The organism is Propionivibrio limicola (assembly GCF_009469695.1).
Taxonomy (GTDB): domain Bacteria; phylum Pseudomonadota; class Gammaproteobacteria; order Burkholderiales; family Rhodocyclaceae; genus Propionivibrio; species Propionivibrio limicola.
Genome location: NZ_SSSR01000001.1, coordinates 202646 through 213752 on the forward strand (window position 1 = coordinate 202646; position 11107 = coordinate 213752).

The 11107-nt window shown below is 61.2% G+C and carries 12 protein-coding genes; 9 read left to right on the forward strand and 3 right to left on the reverse strand.

Going from position 1 to position 11107, the window contains the following annotated elements:
- Positions 1–3 precede the first annotated feature (3 nt).
- Positions 4–1152: a glutamine-hydrolyzing carbamoyl-phosphate synthase small subunit gene (carA, locus tag GH659_RS00965; RefSeq protein ID WP_211364056.1), complete on the reverse strand. Its 1149-nt coding sequence runs from the start codon at positions 1150–1152 to the stop codon at positions 4–6.
- Between the two features lie 170 nt (positions 1153–1322).
- A complete protein-coding gene (locus GH659_RS00970) occupies positions 1323–2453 on the reverse strand; it encodes a diguanylate cyclase (RefSeq protein WP_170285797.1) in 1131 nt (376 codons plus the stop codon).
- A gap of 278 nt (positions 2454–2731) precedes the next feature.
- Here GH659_RS00970 and GH659_RS00975 point away from each other — a divergent pair, with 278 nt between their 5' ends.
- The 6 genes from GH659_RS00975 to GH659_RS01000 all read left to right on the forward strand — a co-directional run bounded on the left by GH659_RS00975 (position 2732) and on the right by GH659_RS01000 (position 8897).
- On the forward strand, positions 2732–3253 hold the full coding sequence (locus GH659_RS00975) for a C40 family peptidase (protein WP_153108843.1): 522 nt from the start codon (positions 2732–2734) through the stop codon (positions 3251–3253).
- Between the two features lie 94 nt (positions 3254–3347).
- The gene (gene murI, locus GH659_RS00980; protein ID WP_153108844.1) at positions 3348–4133 is read left to right on the forward strand and encodes a glutamate racemase; all 786 of its coding nucleotides are present in this window, start codon (positions 3348–3350) and stop codon (positions 4131–4133) included.
- 4 nt (positions 4134–4137) lie between these two features.
- Positions 4138–5397: a TIGR03862 family flavoprotein gene (locus GH659_RS00985; protein ID WP_153108845.1), complete on the forward strand. Its 1260-nt coding sequence runs from the start codon at positions 4138–4140 to the stop codon at positions 5395–5397.
- On the forward strand, positions 5394–6404 hold the full coding sequence (locus GH659_RS00990) for an AI-2E family transporter (RefSeq protein ID WP_153108846.1): 1011 nt from the start codon (positions 5394–5396) through the stop codon (positions 6402–6404). Before GH659_RS00985 ends, GH659_RS00990 begins: the two co-directional genes overlap by 4 nt.
- Before the next feature lie 79 nt (positions 6405–6483).
- Positions 6484–8097, forward strand: a complete 1614-nt coding sequence (locus tag GH659_RS00995) for a peptide chain release factor 3 (RefSeq protein WP_153108847.1) — start codon at positions 6484–6486, stop codon at positions 8095–8097.
- A gap of 11 nt (positions 8098–8108) precedes the next feature.
- A complete protein-coding gene (locus GH659_RS01000; protein ID WP_153108848.1) occupies positions 8109–8897 on the forward strand; it encodes an HAD family hydrolase in 789 nt (262 codons plus the stop codon).
- Positions 8898–8900: 3 nt separating this feature from the next.
- On the opposite strand, the gene GH659_RS01005 is transcribed toward GH659_RS01000, so the two are convergent.
- Positions 8901–9041, reverse strand: a complete 141-nt coding sequence (locus GH659_RS01005) for a hypothetical protein (protein ID WP_153108849.1) — start codon at positions 9039–9041, stop codon at positions 8901–8903.
- 113 nt (positions 9042–9154) lie between these two features.
- Here GH659_RS01005 and GH659_RS01010 point away from each other — a divergent pair, with 113 nt between their 5' ends.
- The 3 genes from GH659_RS01010 (at position 9155) to GH659_RS01020 (ending at position 11104) form a co-directional block, all read left to right on the forward strand.
- A complete protein-coding gene (locus GH659_RS01010) occupies positions 9155–9916 on the forward strand; it encodes an alkaline phytoceramidase (RefSeq protein WP_153108850.1) in 762 nt (253 codons plus the stop codon).
- 109 nt (positions 9917–10025) lie between these two features.
- The gene (locus GH659_RS01015; protein ID WP_153108851.1) at positions 10026–10391 is read left to right on the forward strand and encodes a CidA/LrgA family protein; all 366 of its coding nucleotides are present in this window, start codon (positions 10026–10028) and stop codon (positions 10389–10391) included.
- Positions 10388–11104, forward strand: a complete 717-nt coding sequence (locus GH659_RS01020; RefSeq protein WP_170285793.1) for an LrgB family protein — start codon at positions 10388–10390, stop codon at positions 11102–11104. The genes GH659_RS01015 and GH659_RS01020 overlap by 4 nt, the downstream gene beginning before the upstream one ends.
- Positions 11105–11107: the final 3 nt, after the last annotated feature.

Consider the following 11107-nt stretch of genomic DNA (forward strand, 5'->3'; position numbering starts at 1 on the left):
GAGTTACTTCCCCTCGGCCTTTTTGTCTTGCATCATCTTAATGAACCGGTCGAACAGGTACGCCACGTCGTGCGGACCCGGACTCGCTTCGGGGTGCCCCTGGAAAGAAAACGCCGGCACATCGGTGCGGGCAATTCCCTGCAGGGAGCCATCGAACAACGACACGTGTGTTGCACGTACGTTCGCCGGCAACGTGTTGGCATCGGCAGCGAAGCCATGGTTCTGACTGGTGATCATCACCTGTCCCGTTTCGAGATCCTTGACCGGATGGTTCGCGCCATGATGGCCGAACTTCATCTTGGCGGTCTTGGCACCGGAGGCCAGTGCCAGCAACTGGTGGCCGAGGCAAATGCCGTAGATCGGCATGCCCACGGCGAGCAGTTCGCGAATCGCCGTGATTGCGTAATCACAAGGCTCAGGGTCGCCGGGGCCGTTGGACAGAAAAACGCCGTCCGGCTTGTACTTGAGCACTTCCGACGCCGGCGTCTGTGCAGGAACTACCGTCACTTTGCAACCACGCGAAGCCAGCATGCGCAGGATGTTGTATTTGACGCCAAAATCGTACGCGACCACGTGGTACTTGGCTTCAGTCGGAGACGCATAGCCTTTCAGCGTCCATTCGCCTTGCCCCCACTCGTAAGGCGCATCGACGCTCACTTCCTTGGCCAGGTCCATGCCAGACAAGCCGGGGAAGGCACGTGCCTCGGCAAGCGCCTTGGCTTCGTCAACATCGCCAGCCATGATGCAGCCGGACTGGGCGCCCTTTTCACGCAGGATGCGCGTCAGCTTGCGCGTATCGATACCGGCAATCGCCACGACTCCATGCTTCTTGAGGTAGTCGGACAACGTATCCTGCAAACGCCAGTTTTCGGCGCGCAGCGGCAGATCCCGAATAACGAGGCCGGCAGCAAAGTTGGCGCGAGATTCAAAATCTTCTTCATTACAGCCAACATTGCCGATATGCGGATAGGTCAACGTAACAATCTGGCGGCAATATGACGGGTCGGTGAGAATTTCCTGATAGCCGGTAATCGCGGTATTGAACACCACCTCACCACTGGTGGAGCCAAGAGCGCCAATGGCGTGACCGCGAAAGACGGTCCCATCGGCAAGTACGAGAACAGCGGGCGGAAGAGAGGGTAGCAATGACACGAAGGACTCCTGTTCCGTAGCTTAGATACGCAAAAGCGGGCAAGGCACGATGCCTTCCCGCTTAATTGTTTGATAACAGAAGAATTGTACCGGAGAGCACAGTTTTCGGCAATTTTCCCGCAGTGCTTTTTTAACCAGTGCTTTATTGCCGTACCACCGTACAGCGGCGCCTAGTTTCCTCCATCGGAGCCATCGGCCGGCGGTTGCTCAAGCGCCCCCAACGCCCAACCAAGATTCAGTTCGCGATCAAGAAGAGCAAGCAACGGCAACAAGCGACTGCCGAGCGCTTTGAGATGCGGAAGAACATCGTCCTCTCGCCCCATTTCGATGAACGAGAGCGCTCGCTCGAGCGTCAACGCAGGCGTCGCCCGCTCCACCGCCCCCCGACCGCCGCCCACAACCTGGTTGCCACCACCCCGCTGCGCCGCGTTCATCCGCGCCACCGCCAGTTCGATCAGCGCGCCCGCCGAAGCGACATTGTCAGCCGGACTATTGGCGACCCCGGCACTGACCGACAACTGCAAGCGCTGACCGTGCACGGCAACGTTCGCTGCATTGATCGCCTCGCGCAGGCGATTGGCAAACGATTCGCAGGCCGCGACTGTCGTCCCGGGCGCCACCACAACCAACTGGCTCCCGGCAAAATGGCCGAGACTGTCCTCCTTGCGGACCTTGCCGAGCAGCATCGTGACGAAACGTTTTTGCAACTGCTCGACGATCTCCGCTCCATGCTCGTCACGCAAAGCACCAATATTGTCAAAACAGAGGACGATTACGCTCACTTCGCCACCGTGGCGCAGCGCGTGCGACATGGCCTGGGCGGCCTGCAACTCAATATATTTACGGGTAAAAAGCCCCGTTTCCGGATTCTGCACCTGCTGCTCGAGGCTATCTTTGAGCTCGCTTTGCACGTGCGAGAAGCGGAGTAGCGAATCGACACGAGACAGCAATTCGGAAGTCCCGGCAGCGCGATTGATGAAGTCGGAAGCACCAAGGGATTTGGCGCGCCCGATCGCCTCCTCGTTATCGCCGGCGATCATCAGCATCGGCATTTGCGCCAAGCGGGGCAAGCGCGACGAACGCAGCCGCGCCAGCAAACCGTTGCCATCAAGCACCGGCAACGAGAGCGAACAAATCACCAGCTTGATGGAATGGTCCAGAACCAGCACCTGCCACGCCGCCTCGCCATCCGACTCCTCCCGATAATCATAGAGATCGCGTATTTGCCGTGCGAGCATGGCCCGCACCATCCGCGACGCATCAACAATCAGGATACGAGGCAATTGGTTCGTTTTTTCCATTGTTCCCTCAGCCATTCAATCCGCATCGCACATCAAAACACCCGCCAACTATCTGGCTCTTTCAAGAATAACAACCCTCTTCGCCGCTTTCCAGCGATCCGGATGACTATATTGCCTCAAGAAAACAAAGCAACCCGACAAACCCCCAATCCCGGCACATTTCACGCCTGTGCCGATCAACAAAATGACAACTTTTCGTCATAAAACAAAAACATGATTCGTAGTTGCAGTGTCGGAAAAGTTTACACATCGCAAATTTTCTTTTAGATTGCGCCCCCATGTCTGCAAAGAAATCCCTCACCATTTTGCTCAGCGCTCTCGCCATGACGCTTGCCAGCCCGCTTTCCGGGCTCAGCGCGGCGCACGCTGCCGAGCAGCAAGGGTTCCCGGAGGAGCAGTCCTTTTTCGAGCGCTACACCAACAGCGCTCAGGACTTGGTGCTCAAAGGCCTGGAACTGGTGGGGATCGGCTACCGGTTTGGGGGCACTAACCCGGACACCGGCCTCGATTGTAGCGGCTTCGTTCAGATCGTTTTCAAAGACGCGATCGGCAAGCTCTTACCGAGAACAGCCAGGGAGCAAAGCGAGATCGGCGTCGCGATCGACGCTAAGGAGCTAAAGCCGGGCGATCTCGTGTTTTTCAACACCATGCGCCGCGCCTTCTCCCATGTCGGCATCTACCTCGGCAACAACCAGTTCCTGCATGCTCCGCGCACCGGTTCCCAAGTCCGGGTTGACGACATGAGCAAGAGCTACTGGGTTCAACGCTACAACGGTGCCCGCCGGGTGCTTGAGCGCTAACGGCTCCGCGCATCCCACACCATTCCTATAAGCCGGCCGGCAGGCGTAGAATTCCGACTTTCCGAATTCAATCCAGCCAAGCAGCGTCTTCCCCATGATCGGCGTTTTCGATAGCGGCCTCGGTGGCCTCTCTGTACTGGCAGCCATTGCCCGTTCACTCCCCCTCACCGACCTCGTCTATTTTGCAGATACAGCGCACGTTCCCTACGGCGACAGGGACGATACCTTTATCCGCCAACGCGTGCTGCGCATCGGACACCATCTTGCCGATTCGGGATGCCGCCAAATCGTCGTCGCCTGCAACACCGCCACCGCCGCCGCTGTCGCGGTATTGCGTGAAAGCCTGCCGGAAATTCCCGTTGTCGGCATCGAGCCTGGGGTCAAGCCCGCGGTTGCTGCTTCGAAAAGCGGCCGTATTGCCGTATTGACGACACCGTCCACGGCCCGTAGCGAGCGACTGGCCCGCCTTATCCGCCAACACGCCAAAAACACCCACGTCGACGTCCTTCCCTGCCCCGGATGGGCGACACGCGTGGAGACGCTGAACCTGAGTGACGCAGACTTCGCCGCCGCTGCCCGCCGTCACCTTGAACCGGCGCTGGAAGCAGGCGCCGACCAGATCGTCCTCGGCTGCACGCACTACAGCTTTCTCTCACCGGTGCTTGAACCGATCGCCACCGGGCGAGCGGCGCTCGTCGACGTCGCCAATGCGGTCGCCCGCCAATGCGTGCGCCTCGCTCACAGTTCGCAAGGTGCCAGTGGCCGCCTGACCCTGCTCGCCTCAGCCCACCCGGAACGGCTCCAAGCCTCCTTTCCTGTGCTCGGCTTGAGCCACCTTGCCCCCCGTCTGGCCGGTCCGGCCCGACTGGTCACGGCCTGACCCGATGCACGGGGGCAAGACAATCGCCATCGTCGGCGGAGGCCCCGCCGGCTTGATGGCGGCCGAGCGGCTGAGCCACTCAGAGAGAAACATCGACGTCGTCGTTTTCGACGCCATGCCGTCGGTCGGACGCAAATTCCTGATGGCCGGCAAAGGGGGGATGAACATCACGCATTCGGAGCCGGCCGCCGATTTTTATTCCCGCTATGGCAAGCAGCAAAATCGTCTCGCGCCGCTGCTCGACGCCTTCGGACCAGCGGCGATACGCGACTGGATGGGGACGTTGGGCGTCGATTCGTTTGTTGGCTCCTCGGGGCGCGTTTTCCCGGTCGGCATGAAAGCGGCGCCTCTTTTGCGTGCCTGGCTGCATCGACTGCGCGACGGCGGCGTGCGATTCCATGTTCGCCACCGCATGCACGCGCTCCAGCAACTGCCAAATGGCCGCTACGCGTTGCTTTTTTCCACCCCGGGCGGCGAAGAGCGCTACGAGGCGGATGCCGTGGTGCTCGCGCTGGGCGGCGGCAGTTGGCCGCAACTGGGTTCCGACGGTCGCTGGGTTCCGCTGCTCGAACATCTGGGCCTTCCGGTCGCCCCCTTACGCCCGGCCAATTGCGGCTTTAACGTCGCCTGGAGTAATTTTCTGCGCCAGCGCTTCGCCGGGGAGCCGGTCAAATCCGTGGAAGCAAGCCTGCTGGATGCAGACGGCCACTGGCATCGACGCCGCGGGGAATTTCTGATCACCCAACACGGCATCGAAGGCTCCTTGATCTACGCGCTGTCCGCTCCGATCCGCAACACCATCGACGCATCGGGAAACACCACCCTCCAACTCGATCTGTTACCCGACGTCGACGAAGCACGGGTCATTGAGGAAGTCTTCCACCCACGCGGTTCGCGCTCCCTTTCGAGCCACTTGCAAAGTCGGCTTGGGCTGAAGGGCATCAAGACGGCACTCCTGCATGAATGCCTCCCGCGTGACGACCTGGCCGATCCGTTGAAGCTGGCTAAAGCCATCAAACATTTGCCGTTGCAACTGATCTCACCACGCCCCCTGGAAGAGGCCATCAGCAGCGCCGGCGGCGTGAAATTCGAAGCGCTCGACGATGAACTCATGCTGCGCGATCTGCCTGGCGTTTTTTGCGCCGGCGAGATGCTCGACTGGGAAGCGCCGACCGGCGGGTATCTGCTAACCGCCTGCCTGGCCACCGGCCGCGCCGCCGGGGCTGGCGCGCTCCGTCACTGCACCGGACACGATTCCCCATGACCAATCCCGGCCAACCGACCTTTCACGACTACACGTCCTGGATACTCGCCGCGCTCGGCATCCTCTTCGTGCTGCATTTCCGGTTGCTGCCGGCGCTCATTGCCGGCCTGCTGGTATATGAACTGGTGCACGCCCTCTATCCACTGTTTTCGTGGCGCCTCCCCACCTGTCGAGCCAAGGGCGTGGCGGTCGTCGTTGTCGTCCTGATCGTCGTCGCGCTGGTGTCGGCGGCCGGATTTGGCGTCTTTGCCTTCATCAAACGCGAGGGAAGCCTGCCCACCCTGCTCGCGAAGATGGCGGAAATTCTCGAAGACTCGCGGGCGCATCTGCCGGCCTGGCTGGGCAGTCTGCTTCCGAACAGCGCGCAAGGCATCAGTGAAGGCGCCAGCCGCTGGCTGCGCGAACATGCGAACGATTTGCAGCAGTTCGGCAAGGAGACGGCGCATTCGCTCGCCCACGTCCTGATCGGCATGGTCATCGGTGCCATGGTTTCGTTGCACGAGGTGCTGGACCGCGATGCGCGCGGCCCGTTGGCCAGAGCGCTCGTCGAACGGCTTTTCCGGCTCGGCGAAGCCTTCCGCCGCATCGTATTCGCGCAGGTCCGCATTTCCGCCGTGAATACCACGCTGACCGCCCTTTACCTCGCCGTGGCGCTGCCGCTGTTTGGCGTCTCGCTGCCGCTCACGAAGACGATGATCGTCGTCACCTTCATTGCCGGCCTGCTGCCCGTCATCGGCAACCTGATCTCGAACACAGTGATCTTTGTCGTCAGCCTCGCGCATTCGACGCTGGTGGCGTTTTCATCGCTCGGCTTCCTGATCGTGATCCACAAGCTCGAATATTTCCTCAACGCCCGCATCGTCGGCGGCCAGATCAACGCCAAGGCCTGGGAGCTGCTCACCGCCATGCTGATCATGGAAAGCGCGTTCGGCGTCAGCGGGCTGATTGCCGCGCCGATCTGCTACGCGTGGCTCAAGGACGAGCTCGGCAAGCGCTGCCTGATCTGAATCGTCCGACGGGAAAGCCGGGAGCACCCGCTTCTTCGGTATACTCCCGCCCTTGTTTTTTGCCGTGGAACCCTGCCCGATGAGCACCACCAGCCCCTTCCCTCCCGAAATTCTGCGCGACGTGCAGAAGCGCCGCACGTTTGCGATCATCTCGCACCCGGACGCGGGCAAGACAACGTTGACCGAGAAACTGCTGCTGTTCGGCGGCGCCATCCAGCTCGCCGGCACGGTCAAAGGGCGGAAAAGCGCTCGCCACGCCACCTCCGACTGGATGGAAGTGGAAAAGCAGCGCGGCATTTCGGTGACCAGCTCGGTGATGCAGTTCGAGTACCAGGACCACACCGTCAACCTGCTCGACACGCCGGGCCACGAGGACTTCTCGGAAGACACCTATCGCGTGCTGACCGCCGTCGATGCAGCGGTGATGGTCATCGACGCCGCCAAGGGCGTCGAGGCGCAGACGATCAAGCTGCTCGACGTTTGCCGCATGCGCAACACGCCGATCATCACCTTCATCAACAAGCTCGACCGCGAAGTGCGCGACCCGTTCGACCTGCTCGAAGAAATCGAATCGGTACTCAACATCGAATGTGCGCCGATCACCTGGCCGATCGGCATGGGCAAGGCCTTCCGCGGCGTCTATCACCTCGGCAACGACAGCCTGCTCCGCTTCACCCCCGGTGAAGAAAAGGTCACGGAAGCCGAAAAGATCGACGGCATCGACAACCCGGTGCTCGACCGCGACTTCCCGCTCGAAGTCGGCAAGCTGCGCGAGGACGTCGATCTGATCCGCAGCGCCAGCAGTCCGTTCAACCTGGTCGACTTCCTCGCCGGCCAGCAGACGCCAATCTTCTTCGGCTCCGGGATCAACAACTTCGGCGTGCAGGAAATCCTGCAGGCGCTGCTCGACTGGGCACCGCCACCGCAGCCGCGCAACGCCGGCGCGCGCATGGTCGAACCGGCCGAAGCGCCCTTTTCCGGTTTCGTCTTCAAGATTCAGGCCAACATGGATCCGAAGCACCGCGACCGCATCGCGTTTTTCCGTGTCTGCTCCGGCCGCTACGCCTCGGGCATGAAGGTGCATCATGTGCGCATGGGGCGCGAGATGAAACTCGCCAACGCGCTGACCTTCATGGCCAACGAACGGGTACTGATGGAAGACGCCGTCGCCGGCGACATCATCGGCATCCACAACCACGGCCAGCTGCACATCGGCGACACGCTGACTGAAGGCGAGAAGCTCGGCTTCAAGGGCATTCCCTACTTCTCGCCCGAACTCTTCCGCGTCGCCCGTCTGCGCGATCCGATGAAGAGCAAGCAGTTGCAGAAAGGCTTGCAGGAACTCGGCGAGGAAGGCGCTATCCAGGTCTTTGAAAATCTCGCTTCCGGCGAACTGATGCTCGGTGCCGTCGGCGTCCTGCAGTTCGAAGTCGTCGCCCAGCGTCTGCAGACCGAGTACAAGGTCGATGCCATCTTCGAACAGGCGGACATCCACACCGCCCGCTGGCTCACCTTCCCGGACGATCTGACCCGCCGCAATTTCGAGCGCGAACAGCAGCACCGCATGGCAAAAGATGTGGACGGCAACCTCGTCTATCTGGCCAGCACGCGTTACAACCTCGACGTCACGCGCGAGAAGTGGACCAAGGTCGGCTTCCACGCCTCGCGTGAGCACGGGCAGGTTTTCGGCTGACAAGCGGCACCATGCCCAACATCTTCTTCTTCGACATCGATAACACGCTGCTCGACCTGCGCACGCTGACCATCCCGCCGTCGGCACTCACCGCCATCGGCGACCTTCATCGCGCAGGCCATACGGTAGTCGTCGCTACCGGACGGGCCCATGCCCACGCAAAACCATTTATCGACCAGGTGCAGCCCGCCTACGTCATCACCCAGAATGGCGCCCGCATCCTGCGCGACGAAGAAGAAGTTTTCAGCCTCCCGATGCCCCGCGCCCGACTCGTCGCCTTGTTTGACTGGATGGAGGCGCAGGGCTACCACTTTGGCGTCAATGGGGGAACATCGGGCTACCTCAGCACCCAGGTTCCGATGACGACCGAACCGCTCGACACGGTGGAGATGCCTTACCAGTCAGACGACCCATTCCACCTCGAACGGGACGTCTACCAAGGCTGGTTGTTCTTCGACGAAGCGCTCGACGCGACGCTGATTCCAGCGATCCGGGAGCGCTTTCCCGAATTCGACATCGTGCGCTGGCACCGCTGGGCCGTCGACGTGCAGCTTCGTGACGTCAACAAGTGGAGCGGTTGCCAGTGGGTCATGGCCCAAACCGGCTTCAGCAACGAACAGGCCATTGCCTTCGGCGACGGCTTGAACGATCTGGAAATGCTGCGGGGAGTTGGCTTGGGGATCGCCATGGACAACGGTCACCCCGACCTCATGGCGGTCGCCGACAAAATTGCGCCGGCGGTGCACTGCAACGGCGTCGCACGCATGTTAGCGGAACTCATCCCGACGCAAGGAAACTGATCTTCATCGCTGCAATTGGCGGAATGCGGCGATCTCCCATTCGCGTAGCGCCAGCAGCATACCGACACCGCGCCGTTTGGCCAGCGGTGAGGCCAGACTTTCATCATGCAGTTCAGCCAGACACTGCCGCAACCGATCGAGCATCACCAGTTTCCGGACGCACTCGGCTTCGCTTATTTGATACGTCGCCACAATATCCTTGACCGTCCAGTGGTTCAGTGAGCAGAACCACCTTCACTCAGGAACGGAGCAAAGACATGAGACCCGCTTTCAGGCACCTCCCCATCGCCGTCGTCACCCTGCTCGCCTTAGCGGCGCTGTGGTACGGCCCGATCGCTCAACTGCCGAACTACCACGCGTTCGCCGACCAGCGCACGCTATTCGGCATCGCGCATTTTGCCGATGTGGCATCGAATATTGGTTTCGCACTGGTCGCCGTAGTGGGGGGATACGCTTTGATTCCGCACACCTCCGATGAAACTCTGGTGCACGGTTGGGCAGGCTACCGGCTCTTCCTCGCCGGTTTGCTGCTCACCGCTTTCGGCTCTTCTTACTACCATCTGGCACCGGACAACGCCCGCCTCGTATGGGATCGTTTGCCGATCGCCCTCGCCTGCGGAGGCCTGCTGGCTGGCGTTTGGGGAGACGTGATGAAAAAATCCGCCGCCACGCTGGCGGGCTGGCTAGCTTTGCTCTCGCTCTGGAGTGTCGGTTGGTGGTACGTCACTGAGATGACGGGCAACGGTGATCTGCGGCCCTACCTGATGTTCCAGGCCTTGCCGTTTGTACTCATCCCCCTCTGGCACTGGATATACCGGTCGCCAACCGGAGATCGTCTGGCCTTCGGTGTCGCTCTGCTGCTTTATGCCCTTGCAAAAATTGCCGAACTAATCGATCACGAAATTGCCACCGCGACCGGCCTACTGACGGGGCACACGCTCAAGCATCTGCTCGCCACGGTAGCCGCCGCAATCATTGTCTTGCGTCTTCATCAGCGCAGACGTACCAGCAAAACATAGGCAAACTCATCACCAACAATGGGAAAATGGACGCCTTGGTTGCCTTTTCCATTTTCCCTTCCCCTTTTCCGATAGCCTTCCCGCGCCTGTCGCTCCGCACAATCTTTCCATGATCAACACCTTAACCTTGTTGCTGCTCTTTCAGCTGGGAGGCGAGTTGTTCGTTCGCCTGCTGGGTTTGCCGATTCCCGGCGCCGTCATTGGCATGAGCCTGCTTTTCCTGACCTTACTCGTCCGGGGCGAAGCGAGCCATGCGCTGAAAAAGGACACCAGCGCCTTGTTGCAACATCTCTCGCTGCTGTTCGTGCCGGCCGGCGTCGGGATCATGTTGCATCTGCAGCGGGTCGGCCGCGAATGGCTGCCGATCACGCTCGCACTCGTCATCAGCACGTTTCTCGGGATGGCGGTCGCGGCCGGCATCATTGGCTGGCTGGCGCTCAAAGACACTCGGAGAGAAGAAAGGGGAAAGCCGTGACTCCGCTGCCGCTGACCGATATCTGGACGCTCCTGAGCGGCACGCCGCTCCTCGGCCTCACCGTCACGCTGATCGCCTATCTGTGTGGTGGCTGGCTGTTCAAACGCAGCCGCCAGCACGCGCTCGCCAACCCGGTCCTGATCGCCATCGTGCTGATCACGCTCCTGCTGTGGGCCACCGAAACGCCTTATCCGCGCTACTTCGAAAGCGCCAGCCTGATCCATTTCCTGCTTGGTCCGGCGACAGTGGCGCTGGCGGTTCCGCTGCACGCGTACTGGCGGCGCCTCCGGCAAATGGCGTTGCCGCTGCTGCTTGCCCTGCTCGCCGGATCGGCGACGGCTGCGTTCTCGGCCATGATCATCGCCGACCTGCTCGGCGCGTCGCCGGAAACTGTCCATTCCCTCGCCCCCAAGTCGGTGACGACGCCGATCGCCATGGGTGTCGCCGAACAGATCGGCGGCATTCCGTCGCTCACGGCGGTACTCGTCATCCTCACCGGCATTCTGGGTGCGGTCGGATTTCCTGCGTTTTTCCGCCTGCTCCGCATCCGCAGCCATGCGGCGCAGGGCTTCGCGGTCGGTCTCGCCTCGCACGGGCTCGGCACGGCGCGCGCCTTCCTCGTCAGCGAGGAGATGGGCGCCTTTTCGGCCCTGGCCATGGGACTGAACGGCATCCTGACGGCCGTTTTTTTGCCGCTACTACTGCATCGCTGACCC

Coding starts and splice junctions, on each gene's coding strand:
- GH659_RS00990 (WP_153108846.1), top strand. CDS start 5,394: ATGACCAATCCCGGCCAACCGACCTTTCACGACTACACGTCCTGGATA.
- GH659_RS01000 (WP_153108848.1), top strand. CDS start 8,109: ATGCCCAACATCTTCTTCTTCGACATCGATAACACGCTGCTCGACCTG.
- GH659_RS00970 (WP_170285797.1), bottom strand. CDS start 2,453: ATGGAAAAAACGAACCAATTGCCTCGTATCCTGATTGTTGATGCGTCG.
- GH659_RS00975 (WP_153108843.1), top strand. CDS start 2,732: ATGTCTGCAAAGAAATCCCTCACCATTTTGCTCAGCGCTCTCGCCATG.
- GH659_RS00995 (WP_153108847.1), top strand. CDS start 6,484: ATGAGCACCACCAGCCCCTTCCCTCCCGAAATTCTGCGCGACGTGCAG.
- GH659_RS00985 (WP_153108845.1), top strand. CDS start 4,138: ATGCACGGGGGCAAGACAATCGCCATCGTCGGCGGAGGCCCCGCCGGC.
- GH659_RS01015 (WP_153108851.1), top strand. CDS start 10,026: ATGATCAACACCTTAACCTTGTTGCTGCTCTTTCAGCTGGGAGGCGAG.
- murI (WP_153108844.1), top strand. CDS start 3,348: ATGATCGGCGTTTTCGATAGCGGCCTCGGTGGCCTCTCTGTACTGGCA.
- GH659_RS01005 (WP_153108849.1), bottom strand. CDS start 9,041: ATGCTCGATCGGTTGCGGCAGTGTCTGGCTGAACTGCATGATGAAAGT.
- GH659_RS01010 (WP_153108850.1), top strand. CDS start 9,155: ATGAGACCCGCTTTCAGGCACCTCCCCATCGCCGTCGTCACCCTGCTC.